The organism is Gordonia shandongensis DSM 45094 (assembly GCF_000423025.1).
GTDB classification, from domain to species: domain Bacteria; phylum Actinomycetota; class Actinomycetes; order Mycobacteriales; family Mycobacteriaceae; genus Gordonia; species Gordonia shandongensis.
Genome location: NZ_AUHE01000002.1, coordinates 40,266 through 58,046 on the forward strand (window position 1 = coordinate 40,266; position 17,781 = coordinate 58,046).

Genomic DNA, 17,781 nt, shown 5'->3' on the forward strand with positions numbered 1-17,781 from the left:
ACCCTATCGGCCGGGAGTGATGATGCGTTCGCCGGTGTCGGGATGGTCCCAGATGAGGACCGGATGATCATAGGTCTGGCTGAGGAGGCCGGGGGTCATCACCTCGGGCACCGGGCCGGTCGCGAGGATCCGGCCCTCCTTCATGACGGCGACCCTGTCGGCGTAGGCGGCGGTCAGCGACAGGTCGTGGACGACCAGGACGACGGTGGCCCCGGCACGCGCCCGGCGGCGCAGAATCGTCAACACCTGTTCGGTGTGACCGATGTCGAGGGCCGCCGTGGGTTCGTCGAGCAGCAGCACCGGAGCGTTCTGAGCGAGCGCCCTCGCCAAAGAGACTCGGGCCTGCTGGCCGCCGGACAGCTGGGAGAACGGCCGGTCCGACAGTGAACCGAGGTCGCATTCGTCGATGGCCGCGTCGATGATCTCGGTGGACTTGCGCGCATCGTTGGTCCGAGTCCACGGGTAGCGGCCCATCTCGACGATCTCGCGGACGGAGAACGGCGTGTCGATGCGGTTCTGTTGAGTCACCAGCGCCCGCGCCCGCGCCAACGTCCGCGAATCGGTCCGGCGAACGTCCAGGCCGTCCACTCTCACCGAGCCGCGGTCGGGGGCTCTGATACCGGAGAGGACCGACAGGAGGGTCGACTTGCCGCACCCGTTGGGGCCGACGAGGGCGAGGATCTGACCGGGTTCGGCCGCCAGATCGATGCCGTGCAGGATCTCCCGACCGCCGAGGCGGATCTCGATGTCCTCGGCGATCAGGCGGCCGTCGCGGGGCGCGCTCACAGGCCGGCCTTCCGCTGCCGGAGGAGGAAGAAGAACACCGGTCCGCCGATCAGAGAGGTGAGCATGCCGAGCGGGAGTTCACCGCCGGTGATGGTGCGGGCGCCGAGGTCGGCGGCGGCGATCACCAGGGCGCCGCCGACGGCGCTCGCCGGCAGCAGGAGCGCGTGGCGCGGGCCGACCAGCAGTCGCATGACGTGGGGGACGATGAGGCCGACGAACATCACGATGCCGGTGAAGGCCACCCCGGCGGCGGTCAGCATCGCGACCAGCACGATGACCTGGCGGCGGACGACCTCGACGTTGATGCCCAGGGCGGAGGCCTGCACCTCGCCGAGTGCGAGGAGGTCGAGCTTCTTCACCAGCACCACGCCGCCGAGCAGACCGGCGACGACCAGTGGCGCGACGATCTTCACCTGTCCCCACGAGACGTTGCCGGCGAGGGAGCCCATCTGCCAGAACACGATCTGCTCGCGGGCGGCCGTCGATGCGATGTAGGTCAGGTACGCGATGATGCCGAGGGCGAAGGCGTTGACGGCGATGCCGGTCAGCACCAGCATGATGGTCGACGACGCACCGTCCCGGATGCTCAGCACGTACACGCCGACGGTCGTGATGAGGCCGAAGAGACCGGCCATTCCCGCGACGGCCCAGCCGTTGGTGCCGACGCCTCCGATGACGATCATCAGGCAGGCGCCGACGGCGGCACCGGAGGAGACGCCGATGATGCCGGGTTCGGCGAGCGGGTTGGCCAAGACGCCTTGCAGCAGGCAGCCTGCCGTCCCGAGGGCGACGCCCACGAGCAGACCGAGGACGATGCGCGGGAACCGATTGACCCAGAGCGCGTTCTCACCCTGCGGGTGCGAGGGGAGGGGACCGATCTCCAGATGCCAGTGGTGGGCGATCGACCCGAGGACCTCGGTGGGACTGATGTAGACGGCGCCGGTTCCCGCGGAGATCACGACGATGACGCCGAGCAGCAGGAGCGATCCGATCAGCACCCAGAGCGCACGACCGCGGAACAGGGCTCCGGCCTCGGCGAGAACGTCCCGCAGGCCGGCGGCCCTACGCGTAGATCGACTTCGCAAGAGCATCGAGCACCAGCCCGGTGTCGGGTCCGAACATGAGGATCTGCGTCTCGTCCATCGTGACGATCCGGCGGTTGCGGCCGGCCGGAGTGAGTGCGACGACCGGGAGGGCGAGCACACCGTCGATGCCGCCGACGGACTCGGCGCCCTGCGTCATCACCAGGAGCACGTCGGGTGCCGCCTTGATCATCGTCTCGGCGCTCACCTGGGTGAAGGCGGCGTCCAGCCCGGCCGCGGTACCGGCGTCCCGGCCGCCGAGGGCGCTGATCAGGTCGTCGGCGCCGGAATCCGGGCCCGCGAGCAGCACGAGGTGTTCCCCGCGGATGTAGAGGAAGCCGATCGTCGGGTCCCCGGACGGGTCGGGGATGTGCGATTTCGCCTCGGCGATCTGCCGGTCGGTGCGCCGCACGAGCTTCTCGCCGGCGTCGGGCACGCCGAGTGCGTCGGCGACCGTGCGAATCAGCTGGTCGTTGCTTGCGATCGACCGCTCCGACGGCATCACGGCGACGCGGATGCGGGCGGCGCGGAGTTGGTCGACGGCACCGGGCGGGGTGGCTTCGTCGGTCACCAGGACGACGGTGGGATTCTGTGCGAGGACGCGCTCGGGGTTGATCGCGTGTCCGGACTCGGTGACGACCGGCAGCGGCTCGGCCGACGGGAAGGTCGTGGACCGGTCGCGGGCGACGACGTGGTCGCCGAGGCCGAGGGCGAACACCGTGCTCCCGAGGGTGCCGTTCCGGTCGAGGGCGATGATGCGATCGGCGTCGGGTCCGGGACGCACGTCGGTGGCGACGGGGACGATGTCCGGGGTGGCGAGGGTCGCGGTCCGGGGACCGGATCGCAGGGCTGCCGTGTCGTCGGCCGGAACGTCGCCGGTGTCGATGGGTACGGTCGTGCACCCGACGAGCATGATCGCGGAGATGAGCGCGATGGTCCCGACGAGTGCGGTGCGCAGCCCCGAGGGCGGCGTCGCAGGACGCGGGGAGTGGGACACCGGGAGCCACCTTCGAATCGGGTAAATCAGTGTAGGCACACCTTACGGCGCGACGGGATGGCGATGCACATCGGTGGGGTCCGTAGAATCGCGGCCATGACAGTTCGCGCCCCCCTGGTCCCCGGTGTCGTCTCCGACACGCTGCCCGTTCCCGATTCCATCGAGCGTCCGGAGTACGCGTGGCGGGACTCGGTGAACGAGGGGCGTGAGCCGTGGGTGCAGACGCCCGAGACGATCGAGAAGATGCGCCTGGCCTGCAAGATCGCCGCGAATGCGTTGGCCGAGGCCGGCCGAGCCGTCGCGCCCGGGGTGACGACCGACGAACTCGACCGCATCGCCCACGAGTACATGGTCGACCACGGCGCATACCCGTCGACGCTCGGCTACAAGGCGTTCCCGAAGTCGTGTTGCACCTCACTCAACGAGGTGATCTGTCACGGCATCCCGGACTCGACGGTGATCCAGGACGGCGACATCGTGAACATCGATGTGACGGCCTACATCGACGGCGTCCACGGCGACACGAACGCCACCTTCCTGGCCGGCGACGTCTCGCAGGAGGCCAGGGATCTCGTCGACCGGACCCGCATCGCCACCGAGCGGGCCATCAAGGCCGTCCGGCCGGGGCGCGAGCTCAACGTGATCGGACGGGTGATCGAGGCGTATGCGAAGCGGTTCGGCTACTCGGTGGTGCGAGACTTCACCGGGCACGGCATCGGCGAGACGTTCCACAACGGCCTCGTCGTTCTTCATTACGACGAGCCGAGCGTCACCAGCGTCATCGAGCCGGGGATGACCTTCACCATCGAGCCGATGATCAACCTCGGCGGCCTCGACTGGGAGATGTGGGACGACGACTGGACGGTGGTGACCGCCGACCGTCGGTGGACGGCGCAGTTCGAGCACACGCTCGTCGTCACCGACACCGGAGCGGAGGTCCTGACCGTCCCCGACGCGTGACCGGACGGACGATCGGAATCGATCAGTTCAGCGTGTCGCCGACGCAGAGCGACGCATACGAGCGGCTCGGGCCGTTCTGTCGCTCGGACTTGGTGATCGCGTCGCGTTCGGCGGCCGAACGGGTGGCGCCCAACCCGAACTGGTAGATCTGCCGCGATGAGGAGGTCGGGGTCGCGAATGCGCCGCATCCGCTGGAGAAGTACACGTACCCCCACTCGCCCTTGACGAAGCCCCACTCGGCGCGGGCGGCCGCCAGGAGGGCGTCGCCGGAGGTGTAGTTCTTGAATTTCACCGTCTTGCCCTGGGGGCTGATGACGATCCCCCACACGTTGCCCGTCCTCGGCGACGGACTGGGACTCGAATCGAGGCGGGGATCCGAGTCGAGGCTGGGATCGGAGTCGAGGCTGGGATCGGAGTCCGGGCTGGGACTCGGATCATCGCTCGCGCTGGGATCGACGGAACTGCTCGACGCGTCGGCGGCGACCGCCGGATCGTCGTCGCCGAGCATCGTGATCGCGGCGATCGTGCCCCCGATGAGTGCCAGCACGACGAGGACGGCGACCGCCGACCACACGACGATCGGGGTGTTCGACTTCGGCGGTGGCGCGGCCGCGCCGTATGCGCCATACGGGGCCTGACCGCCATACGGTGCCTGGCCGCCGTAGGGGGGCCGGCCCGTCCCGTACTGCTGACCCGGGGGGCCGTACGGCTGAGTCCCGTACTGCTGGGCCACGTACTGCGGAGAGACGTACTGCTGCTGAGCCGCCTGCGGATGCGGTGTCTGCTGCTGGGGCGGGGCCTGCTGCTGGGGCGGTGCCTGCTGCTGGGGTGGGGCCTGCTGCTGGGGTGGGGCCGGCGGCGGGGGCGCGATGACGGGCGGCATCGGCGCGGCCGCCCGACCGTGTCCGCCGATCGCCGCGGACAGTGCGCGGGCGAAGTCGCCGCAGTCGGAGAAACGATCCGCGGGACGTTTGGCCAGAGCCCGAGCGACGACGGGATCGACCGCGGTGAGCCCGGGCCGCGTCTGGGAGATCGGTGGCGGTGCAGCGGTCGAATGGGCGTTGATGAGAGCGACGGCATTCCCCGCCACGAACGGGGTGCTCCCGGTCAGGAGCTCCTGCACGGTGCACGCCAGAGCGTACTGGTCGGCCGCCGGATTCGGGGTTCCGCCCGCGATGGCCTCCGGAGCCGCATAGGCGAGGGTTCCGATGAAGGAGTTCGCCGCCGTCATGCCGACGCTGTCGATGAGGCGCGCGATGCCGAAGTCGAGGAGCGTCACCCGATCGATCGTCCCCGCCGGATCCCGGTGGACCAGGATGTTCGCCGGCTTGATGTCCCGGTGCACCACGCCGCGACTGTGGGCGTAGTCGAGGGCGGGGGCCACCTCGGCGACCACCGTCGCCAACTCGGTCGGGTCCATCGGGGCGGCACGGCCCAGATCGGCCCCCTCGAGGTACTGCATCGTGTACCAGGGCTGATCATCGTCGAATCCGTAGTGGTAGACGGTGACGATGTTCGGATGGTCCAGACCGGCGGCCGTGCGGGCCTCGGCCGCGAACCGCGCATTGAACTCCTCACCGCCGTTGACGGTGATGACCTTCAACGCCTCGAGCCGGTCGAGCTGGGAGTTCCGAACCAGGAATACGCTGCCCATTCCGCCGCGGCCGAGAAGGCGGAGCACCTCGTAGCCGGCGAAGACGTCGCCCGGTGTGAGTTCGCGCATGATCCTCATTTCGTCTCGAGTCGCATCATCGTACCCATCCGTTCGCGCCGTACGTGGCGCGGCGGCGGCGCTCGTCCACCGGATGACCGACCGCCGGATACGCTGTCCGCCATGAGCACTGCCGGAGCGATCCTCGTCGGCGGCACGTCCAGCGATGCGGGTAAGAGTCTGGTCGTCGCGGGTCTGTGCCGCGCGCTGGCGCGGCAGGGCATCGCGGTGGCGCCGTTCAAAGCCCAGAACATGTCGAACAACGCGGCGGTGACCCTCGACGGCGGCGAGATCGGCAGGGCGCAGGCGCTCCAGGCACGAGCCTGCGGTGTGGAGCCCGACACCCGGTTCAACCCGGTCCTGCTCAAACCCGGCGGCGACAGGCGGTCGCACGTCGTCGTGCGGGGCGTCACGGTCGGTGACGTCGGGGCCGCGGACTACCACGCGCGGCGAGCCGAACTGGCGACGGTGGTGGCCGACGAACTGGCCTCGCTGCGATCGGAGTTCGACGCCGTCATCTGCGAGGGGGCGGGATCGGTCGCGGAGATCAACCTGCGGTCGACCGACATCGCGAACATGGGGTTGGCACGCGCCGCCGATCTGCCCGTCCTCGTGGTCAGCGACATCGACCGGGGCGGTTCGCTGGCGCATCTGTTCGGGACCACCGCGATTCTCGCCCCGGAGGACCAGGCCCTCATCGCCGGATTCGTGATCAACAAGTTCCGCGGCGACCCGGCGATCCTCGAACCCGGTCTGGAGATGCTGGCCGAGCGCACCGGCCGCCGGACCCTCGGCGTGATTCCGTTCTCCGACGGCCTGTGGCTCGACGCGGAGGATTCGCTGTCGGCGCCCGTGGGGCGGCGCGTCGGCGGGCCGCGACCGACGCTCGCGGCGGGGCGCACCCGACTCTCGGTGGCCGCCGTCCGCCTCCCGCGGATCTCCAACAGCACCGATGTGGAGGCACTGGCCTGTGAGCCCGACGTCGACGTGGTCTGGGTCGACGACCCCGCCGCGGTCCGGCAGGCCGATCTTGCGGTCCTTCCGGGTACGCGTGCCACGATCGACGACCTCGCGTGGCTGCGTCGGACGGGCATCGCCGACGCCGTCGTGGCGCGGGCGGCGCAGGGCCGACCACTCCTCGGGATCTGCGGCGGCTTCCAGATGCTCGGACGGGAGCTGGTCGACACCGTGGAGTCCGGTGCCGGACGGGTCGGCGGACTCGGCGTGTTCGATCTCGACATCGAGTTCCGGCGCACCAAGACGCTCCGGGAGTTCCACGGAGACGACGGTCGGGCCCCGGTGGACGGGTACGAGATCCACCACGGGGCGGTCGTCCGCAGCGGTGAGGCCCCCTGGCTGCACGAGCGGACCCTGGGGCCCGAAGGCGCGCAGCGCGGCGCGGTGTACGGAACGCACTGTCACGGACTGCTCGAAAGCGATGACTTCCGTCGCGGACTCCTCCGCGACGTCGCCGTCGCGGCGGGACGCGGCGGGTTCTCGCCCGACCCGTCGGTCGACGTCACAGGGGTGCGGACCGGACAACTCGATCTCATGGCCGATCTGATCACCGAGCACATCGACATGCCCGAGATCCACAGGTTGCTCGACGGTCGTTCCCGTCGTCGCCCCACCGTCCTATCCTGGCTGAGTGACGACTTCTCGCCTCACCGTCGACCATGACGGCCTGACGTTCGACATTTCCGAGAGCGGACCGCCGCGCGGCCCGTGGGCGGTGCTGCTGCACGGCTTCCCCGTCGACTCGCGGTGTTTCGACGCGGTGGTGCCGCGTCTGCACGACTCCGGGCTGCGGACCGTCACGATCAATCAGCGCGGATACAGCCCCGGGGCCCGGCCGGACGACGTCGAGGAATACCGGCTGGACAAGCTCGTCGGCGACGTCATCGGGATCCTCTCGCAGCTCAACATCTCGTATTCGATGCTCGTGGGGCACGATTGGGGCGCGATCGTCGCCTGGCAGTTGGCGGCCCGGTATCCCGACCGCTTCACGGGCCTCGTCGCGGTCAGCACGGGACACCCGTCGGCATTGCGCGACGCCCTCGCCGCCGGTGACGACCAACGCAACCGGTCGTCGTACATCAAGGACTTCATCGCCGACGGAGCGCAGGAGAAGCTCGCCGCCCGCGACGGCGTCCTCCTGCGCCGGGCGGGAGTGCCCGCTGACGAGCTGACCTCGATATTGCAGCCGGGCGCCCTCACCGGGCCGCTGAACTGGTACCGGGCGAACTTCACCGGAGACGTCGCCGCCACCCTGGAGTGCCCGCCGGTCGAGATCCCCACGACGATGGTGTGGAGCGACAACGACGCGGCCCTCGGGCGCGCGCAGGCGGAGATGAGTGGCCGCTACGTCTACTCGGACTTCCGATTCTCGGTCCTGGAAGGCGTCGACCACTGGATTCCCGAGAAGGCGCCGCAGGCCCTCGCAAGCGAGATCGCTCTGCGCTCGGCGCGGTTCTGACCCGAACCGGGGAGGTCAGTCCAGGTCGAGGCCGAGGAGCGCGTTCTCCAGCACCTCCGGCATGGCCGGATGGATCCAGTACTGCTCGCGCGCCATGCGCCGAGCATCGAGTCCGAACGTCATCGCCTGGATGACCGGCTGGATCACGGTCGGCGCCTGCGGGCCGATGAGGTGGGCGCCGAGGATCTCGCCCGTGGCGCGATCGGCGATGAGCTTGCACAGCCCGGTCGAGTCCTCCATCGCCCATCCGTAGGCGACGTCGCCGTAGGCCTGCACCTTCACGGCGATGTCGCGGCCGGTCTCGCGCGCCTGGCTCTCGGTGAGTCCGACGACGGCGATCTGCGGGCGGGTGAACACGGCGGCCGGGACCACCCGGTGGTTCAGGCGATGCAGGTCAGCGGAGTCCCAGCCGAGGAGCACATTCTCGGTGATCGTCCGCTGTTCGGCATTCGCGACGTGTTTGAGCTGGTACGGCGAGCTCACGTCGCCGAGCGCCCACACGCCCCTCGCGGACGTCCGGCCGAACTCGTCGACCGGCACGCGGCCGTCGTCGAGCAGATCGACGCCGACGGTGTCGAGTCCGAGGCGATCGCCGTTCGGGATGCGGCCGGTCGCGACGAGGACGGCGTCGGCATCGACGTGCCCGCCGTCGCGGAAGGTCAACCGGACGCCGTCGTCGCCCATGTCGAGGGCGCCGGCGACATCGGAGCCGTGGCGCACCGTCCACTGGCGTCCCGCGACCTCGGTGAACCGGGCGCTGATGTCGTCGTCGAGGGCACGCATCAGGCGTCCGGTCCGCGCCAACTGGATCACCTCGACGCCGAGGGCCGAGAAGACGTGCGCGAACTCGGCGGCGATGTACCCGCTGCCGACGATCGCGAGGCGCGCGGGGAGCGACGCGAGGCGCATCACGTCGTCATTCGTGTAGTACCGGATTCCGGAGTCGGCGATCACCTCGGGAATGTGCGAACGCGCGCCCGCGGCGATCACCACCTGGCTCGCCAGAACGACGTCGCCCGCGTCGGTGACGAGCCGGTGCCGACCGGTCTCCGCGTCGGTCCCGTCGAAACGCACGTGGCTCGGATACACGGTGATGTTGTCGCACCGGTCGGTGCGGTATTCGAGGCCGCCGGCGGAGATCGGGTCGACGCGACCGAAGACACGGTCGACGACGGCCCGCCAGTCGACGTCGTCGACACGGGCGTGGACGCCGAAGCGTTCGGAATCGGTCGCCGAGTGCGCCACATCGGCGGTGTGCACGAACATCTTCGTCGGAATGCAGCCGACGTTGAGGCACGTTCCGCCGAAGGTCCCCTCCTCGAACATCGCGATGGAGATGTCGGCGTATCGTTCGTCGGCCACGGAGTTGCCGCTTCCGGATCCGATGACGGCGAGATCGACGGTGGTCGGGGTGGTCACTGGTCAGCTCCCTCGAGGTGGACGGCACCGTCGGTCGAGACGGGCGGGACGATGTCGGTGTCGAGCCAGGTGTCGACTTCGGCGTACGCGCGGCGGCGCGGCTCGTCGAGCGACAGGAAGACGTCGTGCCGTGCGCCGGGGACGGCCACGGCCCACACCCGCCGGCCCAATGCACCCGACCACTGTGCGATCTGACGCACATCGAGCACGCAGTCGGCCGTGTCGACGTCGGGCGTGTAGTGGCCGGCGAACCGGGTGCGATCCGAGCGCAGGACGAGGGCGGGAACGCCGATGTCGATTCCGCGGTGGAGTCTGCGGTGCCCCTCCCGGACGGCTGCGATCCACCCGAAGGTCACCGGGAACCCGCCGAGCGGTTTGAGCCGCAGATCATAGGACCACCGTCCGTGCGCCGACGCGTGCAGACTCTCCCCGTACGCCCCGGACAGCTCGCGGGGCAGTTCGCGGGTCGGCGACACGGCGGCCAGGGCCCGGAGCGCCCACCCGACCGGAGCGGTGCGCAGGACCGGCTCGCCCTGAAGGTCGAACCACGGGCTGTTGAGCAGCAGCCCGCCGATGCTGCGGTGTCGGTCGGCGTCGGTGCGGCGGAGGCGGTCGAGCCACAGCGATGTGGTCAGGCCGCCCGTCGAATGGGCGGCGACGACGATCCGCCGCGGTGCTCCCGCCGCGTCCGTCTCCGCGGTGATCACATCGAGCGCCGCGGTCAGCTCGACGTCGTACTCGGCCAGGTCGGTCGTGTAGTGCGGTCGATGGTCGTTCATCGACCGCCCGCACCGGCGCAGATCGAGGGCGTAGAACGCGAAACCGCGGTCGGTGAAGTGCGCGGCGAGGTCGGCGTTGAAGAAGTAGTCGGTGAAGCCGTGGACGTAGAGGACGGCCCCTGCCGTCACGGTGCCGGGGGAGGCCGAGCGGACGAGGGTCGCGTCCAGGGGACCGGAACCGTCCGGGTCGTCACCGAGGTCGATGGTCATCGCCTCGAATCCGTCGAGGTATTCGTCAGGCCGCCAACTGCGGTCGTGTGCCGTGATCACGGCACCAGCTTAGGCGGCTCATCGATCGTGGGCGGTGTCGCACGTCCCACACTTGGGTGCACCGCTGCGCGACGGCGACGACCGATGGTGAACAATGAGAACCCGAGTACCAAGGTCGTGGATGCCCCGCACGGGGTGGAGGAGTGCTGCAGCGTGGCGAAGGTGATGAAGACAGACGTGGCGCTGGTCGGCGCGGGAGTCATGAGTGCAACGCTCGGCGCGCTGCTGCGTCGACTCGAGCCCGACTGGTCGATCAGCCTGTTCGAGCGGCTCGACGCCGCGGCGGCCGAGAGCAGCGATCCGTGGAACAACGCGGGCACCGGGCACTCGGCGCTGTGCGAGTTGAACTACACCCCGGCCGGGGCGGACGGCGAGATCGACATCACCAAGGCGCTCGGCATCAACGAGCAGTTCCAGGTGTCGCGTCAGTTCTGGGCGAGCGCCGTCGACAAGGGGATGCTGGGGGCGCCCGACGAGTTCATCAACCCGATCCCGCACGTGAGCTTCTGCCACGGAGCCGACGGTGTCGAGTACCTGAAGAAGCGTCACGCCGCACTCTCGAGTCAGACCCTGTTCGAAGGCATGGAGTTCATCGACGATCCCGCGGTGTTCGCCGATCGTCTGCCGCTGATGTCCGCGGGCCGCGACTTCTCCGACCCGGTCGGCCTGAACTGGTACACCGAGGGCACCGACGTCGACTTCGGTGCACTGACCCAACAGCTCCTCAACTATGTCGGTCGCGACGCCGACCTGTACTTCGGGCACGAGGTCCGCAACCTGACGAAGCAGTCCGACGGATCGTGGCGGATCAAGGTCCGGAACCTGCGGACCGGCGAGGTCCTGCGCGTCGAGGCGAAGTTCGTGTTCGTCGGCGCCGGCGGCGGAGCGCTGCACCTGCTGCAGAAGTCGGGGATCAAGGAGGCCAAGGGCTTCGGTGGATTCCCCGTCAGCGGCGAGTTCTTCCGCTGCACCAATCCCGACGTCATCGAGCGTCACTCGGCGAAGGTGTACGGGCAGGCGGCCGTCGGCGCGCCGCCGATGTCGGTTCCGCACCTGGACACCCGCGTGATCAACCACGAGAAGGGCCTGCTGTTCGGGCCGTACGCCGGGTGGTCGCCCAAGTTCCTCAAGACCGGTGGCGTCATGGACCTGCCGAAGTCGGTGAAGCCCGGGAACCTCGTCCCGATGATGTCGATCGCGCCGAAGGAGTTCGGACTGCTGAAGTACCTCATCTCCGAACTCGCGGCGAGCCCGATCGATCGGGTCAAGACCCTCCAGGAGTTCGCGCCGCGGGCACTCGGTGAGGACTGGGAGCTCATCATGGCCGGCCAGCGCGTCCAGGTGATCCGGAAGACCGGCATGGGCGGCAGCCTCGAGTTCGGCACCGCGGTCGTCGCCGAGGGCGAGGGCACGCTCGCCGGTCTGCTGGGCGCGTCGCCGGGTGCGTCGACTGCGGTCCCGGCCATGATCAATGTGCTGCAGCAGTGCTTCGGCGATCGTTTCGAGAACTGGCGTCCGACGCTCACCGAGATGATCCCGTCGTTCGGCCGCACGCTCAACGACGAACCGGCACTGTTCAGCGAGCTGTGGGACTGGACCAACCGGAGCCTGCAGCTGACCGGGCGCGACTCCGAGTAGCGATGGTCACCTCGGGCGTGCGCTATCCGTTCAGTGCCGTCGTCGGACAGGATCGGCTCAAGCTCGCCTTGATCCTGTCGGCGGTGTCTCCCGGGATCGGCGGCGTTTTGATCCGCGGCGAGAAGGGGACCGCGAAGTCGACCATCGTCCGCGGACTCGGGCCGCTCCTCGGTGACGGATCTCGGGTGGTGGATCTGCCGATCGGCGCGACCGAGGACCGGGTGATCGGCTCGCTCGACCTGACGCGTGTCCTGCGCGACGGGGAGGCGGAGTTCACGCCGGGACTGCTGGCGCAGGCCGACGGCGGCGTCCTCTACATCGACGAGGTGAACCTGCTCTCGGATCATCTCGTCGACGTCCTGCTCGACGCGGCGGCCAGCGGACGCGTGACGATCGAACGCGACGGCGTCTCGCACACCCAGGCCGCCGACTTCGTGCTCGTCGGCACGATGAACCCGGAAGAGGGCGAGTTGCGGCCGCAGCTGCTCGACCGTTTCGGGTTGGTCGTCGATGTGGCGGGACCGCGGGACGTGGACGAGCGGGTCGAGATCGTCACCTCGCGGTTGGCGTTCGACGCCGACCCGGACGGCTTCTCGGCCGGATTCGCCGACGAGGAGAGCGACCTGGCCGGTCGGATAGCGGCGGCCAGGGACTCGGTGGGTCGCGTGTCGGTCTCGGCGCGGGAACTGCGTCGGATCGCCGGCGTCTGTGCGCACCTGGACGTGGACGGCCTGCGCGGCGACATCGTCGTCGCGCGGACCGCGGCGGCCCACGCGGCGTGGCGCGGCGCATCCGAGGTCGACGAGGACGATGTTCGGGTGGCGGTGGAACTCGCCCTCCCGCACCGTCGTCGGCGCAATCCGTTCGACGAGTCCACGATGTCCGAGGAACAACTCGACGAGGCGCTCGATGCGGGCGACGAGGCGGCCGGACCAGACGACGATCCGGACCCGACCGACCCGGACCCGACCGATCCGGACCCCACCGACCCGGATCCGGACCCCGACGAGCCCGACGGCACCCCCGACACGGACGGACCGGATGGCTCCGACCCCTCGGACGAGACGGGGCCGACGGACCCGACCGACTCGTCGGACGAGGCGACCGACGGCTCCGGGGGCGGGCCGGGCACCCCGTCCGGCCCCGACTTCGGGACTGCGACCGGCGGTGCGCGGATCCGGACGTTCCGGGCGCCGGGCATCGGCGACGGCGATGTGGGGCGCCGGTCACGCGCCCGCAGCACCCGGGGCATGACGACGCGATCGGTCGACTTCGGTCCGAGCACCGGCGTCCATCTGTTCGGCACGGTGCTCGCCGCGGCGCAGCGCGGCGCCCGCGAGAGCGCGGGAGCCCGGCCGCCGACGATAGCGGCGGAGGATCTCCGCGGAGCCGAGCGGATCGGGACCGAAGGCAACCTCGTCGTCTTCGTCGTCGACCTGTCCGGGTCGATGACCGCGCGGACACGGTTGGACGCGGTCCGCACCGCATGCGTCGACCTGCTCCGCGACTCGTACACCCGCCGCGATCGCGTCTGCGTGATCGTCGCCTGCGGTCGCGACGCCTACGTGGCCGTCCCGCCGACCCGGTCGGTGGAGATCGCCGTGGCCCGTCTGGCCCAGGTGCGGACGGGCGGCCGGACGCCGTTGGCCGAGGGACTGATGCGCGCCGTCGACGTGATCGATCGGGCCGCGCACACCGACCCGGGACGTCGAGGGCTCCTGGTGGTCCTCACCGATGGTCGCGCGACGGCGGGACCCGATGCGTCCCGCCGCGCCGACGGGGCCGCCGACGAGGTGGCCCGCCGCGGCGTCGGAGCCGTTGTGGTGGACTGTGAGCAGGGAATGGTCCGACTCGGATTGGCTCGGGTCCTCGCGCACCGGCTGGGAGCGCAGTACGCGCCGATGGAGTCGCTGACCGCGACCGGCCTCGCCGGACAGGTCCGCGGCGTCGCCTGACCGACCCACAGCGAACGGACCCGGAACCACGAAGGAGCAGCGATGCCCAAGGGCGTACCCGAGGTGATCCCCGACGACGGGCTGACGACACGTCAGCGACGGCAGTTGCCCGTTCTCGCGGTCCACACCGGCCCCGGCAAGGGGAAGTCGACGGCGGCGTTCGGCATGGCCATGCGCGCCTGGAACGCGGGCATGGACGTCGCGGTGTTCCAGTTCGTCAAGAGCGCCAAATGGAAGGTCGGTGAGGAGAGCACGATGCTCGCTCTCGGCGACCTGTACGAGCAGACCGGTCGCGGCGGCCCCGTCCAATGGCACAAGATGGGGCAGGGCTGGTCGTGGATCCGGAAGAACGACGAGACGCAGGACGATCACGCGGCCTCGGCGCGAGCCGGATGGTCGGAGATCGCCCGACGGATCCGCGAGGAGCAGCACGACTTCTACGTGCTCGACGAGTTCACCTATCCGCTGCACTGGGGGTGGATCGACGTCGATGAGGTCGTCGATGCCTTGCGCGACCGCCCGGGACGCCAGCACGTCGTCATCACCGGCCGATACGCGCCGGAGCCGCTGATGGCGGCGGCGGACCTCGTGACCGAGATGACGAAGGTCAAGCACCCGATGGATGCCGGACGCAAGGGGCAGAAGGGCATCGAGTGGTAGCTGCCCGGCGGACACCCGCGGTGGTGATCGCGGCGCCGTCCTCGGGGAGCGGGAAGACCACGGTGACCACCGGTCTCATCGGCGCCCTCGTGGCGGCCGGGCACCGGGTGGCGCCGTTCAAGGTCGGACCCGACTACATCGATCCGGGTTACCACGGGCTGGCCGCGGGGCGGGTGGGACGCAACCTGGACCCGAATCTCGTCGGTGCGCAGCGCGTCGCGCCGCTCTTCGCGGCGGGGTCCGCGGGCGCGGACATCGCCGTCGTCGAGGGCGTGATGGGGCTGTTCGACGGACGCATCACCGGCGACGACGCGGACATGCTGGGGGCCGGATCCACCGCGCACGTCGCCACGCTCCTGGGGGCACCGGTGATCCTGGTGGTCGACGCCGCCGGACACAGTCAATCGCTGGCGGCCGTGCTGCACGGTTTCCTGAGCTACGACTCCCGCGTCCGGATCGCCGGAGTCATCGTGAACCGAGTCGGATCGCAGCGGCACGAACAGGTCCTCCGCCAGGCATGCGCTCGCGTCGGCGTTCCCGTCCTCGGCGCCCTGGGGCGAGACGAGGCGATGGCGGTGCCCTCCCGGCACCTGGGACTGATCCCGGCGGCCGAACGCAGCGCGGCCGCCGTCACCGCGGTCGGCGCGATCGTCGACCGCGTCGCGGCGGCCGTCGACCTGGCCGCCGTCGTCGCCCTCGCGCGGTCGGCATGCGGCCCCGCGGTCGCGCCCTGGTCTCCCGGTGACGAGGTCGGCGATGTCGCTACCGCAGACCGGCCGGTCGTCGCCATCGCCCGCGGGGCTGCGTTCACCTTCGGATACGCCGAACACGCGGAACTGCTCACCGCCGCGGGTGCCGACGTCGTGGGTTTCGACCCGCTGTGCGAACGGCTGCCCGAGGCGACCGCGGGCGTCGTCATCGGCGGCGGCTTCCCGGAGGAGCACGCCGACGAGCTGTCGGCGAACCACCTGCTGCGCGACGACCTGCGCGCCCATGTCGCGCGCGGGGGACCGGTGCACGCCGAATGCGCCGGACTCCTGTACCTGGCGGCGGCGCTGGACGGCCGGCCGATGGTCGGCGTGCTCGAGGGGACCGGTTCCTTCGGACCGCGCCTCACCCTCGGTTATCGGGATGCGGTCGCCGTGTCCGACTCGGTCCTCCACCGCGCTGGAGACCGCGTCACCGGTCATGAGTTCCACCGGAGTACCGTCGAACTCGTCGGTGCGACCCCGGCGTGGGCGTGGCGTGACGGCGCCGGGACGACCAGGGCGGACGGGGCGGTTCACCGCGGGGTCCACGCCTCGTATCTCCACGTGCACCCGGCGGGGACGCCGGAGTCGGTGGCGCGGTTCGTGGTCGCTGCGGATCGCCACACGAGAGCGGAGGGGGACCGGTGAAGAACCGTCGGCGGGAACTGGCCGAGGTGCGGACCGCGCTCGACGCGTTGACGCAGAGCGGTACCGACGACCCGACGATCCTGCGGGAGCTGCTCGAGGCCGTGCTCATGGTCGGTCGCGGGTTGGAACTCGACCAGGCGTTGCAACGGATCGTCGAGGTGGCCGCCGACGTCCTCGACGCACGGTATTGCGCGCTGGGCGTCCGCGGGGCCGAGCTGAGCCTGCAGGCCTTCGTCAACACGGGGATCGAACCGGAGATCCGACAGAAGATGGGCCCCCTGCCGGTGGGACGCGGGGTGCTGGGCGAACTGCTGCACCATCCCGAAGTGCTGCGGATCCGCAAACTGTCCGACCACCCGGCCTCGGTCGGCTTCCCGCCTCACCACCCGCCGATGGACACCTTCCTGGGCGCGCCGATCATCGTCCGCGACGAGTTGTTCGGCAGCATCTATCTCACCGAGAAGCAGACGGCCCCCGAGTTCACCGAGCTCGATGAGAAGATCGTCGCCGTCCTCGCCGTCGCCGCGGGCATCGCCGTCGACAACGCACGAGCCTTCGAGCGCGCCCAGGCGCGGATCCGGTGGATGCAGGTCATCGCCGACCGCGGCTCCGAGCCGCTCGCCGGACGGCAGCTCGACGAGACGCTCAACGGCCTGTGCCGCGACATCTCGGCGCTCACCGGCGCGATCGACGTCTTCGTCGTCACCGGGAATCACGTGAACGGCCACACCGGCGCCGCCCCCGACGTCGACGGACTTCTCGACGTCGTCGACCCGGGCGGTGAGGCGGTGGCCGGCGAGATGATCGAGCGGGAACTGCACGCCGGTGCCCACCCGTGGTTGCGGCGGGGCGCGCACTGGGTCACCGTCCAGCCGCTGCAGCGCGGACCGGACCTGCTCAGCGCCATCGTCGTGACCCATGCGAGCCGGCGGTACTGGACCGGTGAGGAGGGCGCGGGTCTGCAGGGGACGGCGCGCGTCGCCTCGCTGGCGCTGGCGTACGCCGATCAGCAGCAGCTCGAACGCGATCTGCAGATGCTCGAGGACCGCCATCGGATCGGCCGTGACCTTCACGACCTGGTGATTCAGCGGTTGTTCGCGATCGGGATGTCACTGCAGACGGTGCAGGCCGGGCCGGAGTCGCTCGACGACCGCATGGATCAGGTCCTTCGCGATCTCGACGCGACGATCGCCCAGATCCGAACGTCGATCTTCGATCTGCAGGGGCTGCCGGGCCACAGCGGTGCGGTGACGCTGCGTCGACGCGCCCTCGACGTGGTGACGCAGCTGGCGGCGCACGCGCCGATCGTGCCGAGCGTCGCCTTCCACGGTCCCGTCGACACGCTCGTCCCGGATGTGCTGGCTCCGCACATCGAAGCCGTGTTGCGCGAGGGGATCTCGAACGCGCTGCGGCATTCGGGGGCTGAGCAGATCGCCATCCGGATCGTCGCCGACGATGTGGTGACCGTCGAGATCAGCGACGACGGTCGCGGCATTCCGCCGGACGCGGTGCAGTCGGGCCTCGCGAATCTGACCTGCCGGGCCGAGGAGTGCGACGGCAGCTTCACCGTGTCGAGCACACCGGGGGACGGGACCACCCTCACCTGGGCCGCGCCGCTGAAATAGCGTCCGCCGGGGCGACATGGGCACTC

Annotated in this window: 14 protein-coding genes; 8 read left to right on the forward strand and 6 right to left on the reverse strand. The window is 70.2% G+C overall.

The window, feature by feature from the left end; all coding sequences use genetic code 11:
* Positions 1-3: 3 nt before the first annotated feature.
* From G528_RS0102970 to G528_RS0102980, 3 genes are read right to left on the reverse strand one after another with little or no spacing between them, the layout of a single operon-like run.
* The gene (locus tag G528_RS0102970) at positions 4-786 is read right to left on the reverse strand and encodes a heme ABC transporter ATP-binding protein (RefSeq protein WP_026917674.1); all 783 of its coding nucleotides are present in this window, start codon (positions 784-786) and stop codon (positions 4-6) included.
* Positions 783-1,877 (reverse strand): FecCD family ABC transporter permease, encoded by a 1,095-nt coding sequence (locus G528_RS0102975; protein ID WP_084638007.1) that lies wholly within the window; start codon positions 1,875-1,877, stop codon positions 783-785. The genes G528_RS0102970 and G528_RS0102975 overlap by 4 nt, the downstream gene beginning before the upstream one ends.
* Positions 1,849-2,781, reverse strand: coding sequence for a heme/hemin ABC transporter substrate-binding protein (locus G528_RS0102980; RefSeq protein WP_051198298.1), 933 nt, complete (start codon positions 2,779-2,781; stop codon positions 1,849-1,851). The genes G528_RS0102975 and G528_RS0102980 overlap by 29 nt, the downstream gene beginning before the upstream one ends.
* Positions 2,782-2,961: 180 nt before the next feature.
* Here G528_RS0102980 and map point away from each other — a divergent pair, with 180 nt between their 5' ends.
* Positions 2,962-3,825: a type I methionyl aminopeptidase gene (map, locus tag G528_RS0102985; protein WP_026917677.1), complete on the forward strand. Its 864-nt coding sequence runs from the start codon at positions 2,962-2,964 to the stop codon at positions 3,823-3,825.
* 22 nt (positions 3,826-3,847) lie between these two features.
* Here map and G528_RS16220 read toward each other — a convergent pair whose 3' ends face one another.
* Positions 3,848-5,548, reverse strand: coding sequence for a protein kinase domain-containing protein (locus G528_RS16220; protein ID WP_169515215.1), 1,701 nt, complete (start codon positions 5,546-5,548; stop codon positions 3,848-3,850).
* A 111-nt stretch (positions 5,549-5,659) separates the two neighbouring features.
* On the opposite strand from G528_RS16220, the gene G528_RS0103000 reads away from it, so the two are divergent.
* Both G528_RS0103000 and G528_RS0103005 read left to right on the forward strand, forming a co-directional pair.
* Entirely contained in the window at positions 5,660-7,216 is a 1,557-nt protein-coding gene (locus G528_RS0103000; protein ID WP_035718785.1) for a cobyric acid synthase, read from the forward strand.
* Positions 7,185-8,012, forward strand: coding sequence for an alpha/beta fold hydrolase (locus G528_RS0103005; RefSeq protein WP_026917679.1), 828 nt, complete (start codon positions 7,185-7,187; stop codon positions 8,010-8,012). Before G528_RS0103000 ends, G528_RS0103005 begins: the two co-directional genes overlap by 32 nt.
* A gap of 15 nt (positions 8,013-8,027) precedes the next feature.
* On the opposite strand, the gene mtr is transcribed toward G528_RS0103005, so the two are convergent.
* Together mtr and G528_RS16225 are read right to left on the reverse strand one after the other, a co-directional pair.
* A complete protein-coding gene (mtr, locus tag G528_RS0103010) occupies positions 8,028-9,431 on the reverse strand; it encodes a mycothione reductase (protein WP_026917680.1) in 1,404 nt (467 codons plus the stop codon).
* Positions 9,428-10,420 (reverse strand): alpha/beta hydrolase, encoded by a 993-nt coding sequence (locus tag G528_RS16225; RefSeq protein ID WP_084638029.1) that lies wholly within the window; start codon positions 10,418-10,420, stop codon positions 9,428-9,430. Before G528_RS16225 ends, mtr begins: the two co-directional genes overlap by 4 nt.
* Positions 10,421-10,645: 225 nt before the next feature.
* Between G528_RS16225 and mqo the strand changes: the two genes are divergently transcribed.
* The 5 genes from mqo to G528_RS0103040 are packed head-to-tail and all read left to right on the forward strand — an operon-like array spanning position 10,646 to position 17,755.
* A complete protein-coding gene (gene mqo, locus G528_RS0103020) occupies positions 10,646-12,118 on the forward strand; it encodes a malate dehydrogenase (quinone) (protein ID WP_425402208.1) in 1,473 nt (490 codons plus the stop codon).
* A gap of 2 nt (positions 12,119-12,120) precedes the next feature.
* Positions 12,121-14,073 carry an AAA family ATPase gene (locus G528_RS0103025; protein ID WP_026917682.1) on the forward strand — a complete coding sequence of 651 codons (1,953 nt, stop codon included), beginning with the start codon at positions 12,121-12,123 and terminating at the stop codon, positions 14,071-14,073.
* Positions 14,074-14,115: 42 nt separating this feature from the next.
* On the forward strand, positions 14,116-14,733 hold the full coding sequence (gene cobO, locus G528_RS0103030) for a cob(I)yrinic acid a,c-diamide adenosyltransferase (protein ID WP_026917683.1): 618 nt from the start codon (positions 14,116-14,118) through the stop codon (positions 14,731-14,733).
* The gene (locus tag G528_RS16230) at positions 14,727-16,130 is read left to right on the forward strand and encodes a cobyrinic acid a,c-diamide synthase CobB (protein ID WP_035718788.1); all 1,404 of its coding nucleotides are present in this window, start codon (positions 14,727-14,729) and stop codon (positions 16,128-16,130) included. Before cobO ends, G528_RS16230 begins: the two co-directional genes overlap by 7 nt.
* A complete protein-coding gene (locus G528_RS0103040; protein ID WP_156890335.1) occupies positions 16,127-17,755 on the forward strand; it encodes a GAF domain-containing sensor histidine kinase in 1,629 nt (542 codons plus the stop codon). The genes G528_RS16230 and G528_RS0103040 overlap by 4 nt, the downstream gene beginning before the upstream one ends.
* Positions 17,756-17,781: the final 26 nt, after the last annotated feature.

Bases quoted from the DNA above. Each gene is read 5' to 3' on its own strand.
- mqo (WP_425402208.1), top strand. From the start codon at position 10,646: ATGAAGACAGACGTGGCGCTGGTCGGCGCGGGAGTCATGAGTGCAACG.
- G528_RS0103025 (WP_026917682.1), top strand. From the start codon at position 12,121: ATGGTCACCTCGGGCGTGCGCTATCCGTTCAGTGCCGTCGTCGGACAG.
- G528_RS0102980 (WP_051198298.1), bottom strand. From the start codon at position 2,781: ATGCTCGTCGGGTGCACGACCGTACCCATCGACACCGGCGACGTTCCG.
- G528_RS16220 (WP_169515215.1), bottom strand. From the start codon at position 5,548: ATGCGCGAACTCACACCGGGCGACGTCTTCGCCGGCTACGAGGTGCTC.
- map (WP_026917677.1), top strand. From the start codon at position 2,962: ATGACAGTTCGCGCCCCCCTGGTCCCCGGTGTCGTCTCCGACACGCTG.
- G528_RS16225 (WP_084638029.1), bottom strand. From the start codon at position 10,420: ATGACCATCGACCTCGGTGACGACCCGGACGGTTCCGGTCCCCTGGAC.
- cobO (WP_026917683.1), top strand. From the start codon at position 14,116: ATGCCCAAGGGCGTACCCGAGGTGATCCCCGACGACGGGCTGACGACA.
- G528_RS0102975 (WP_084638007.1), bottom strand. From the start codon at position 1,877: ATGCTCTTGCGAAGTCGATCTACGCGTAGGGCCGCCGGCCTGCGGGAC.
- G528_RS0103000 (WP_035718785.1), top strand. From the start codon at position 5,660: ATGAGCACTGCCGGAGCGATCCTCGTCGGCGGCACGTCCAGCGATGCG.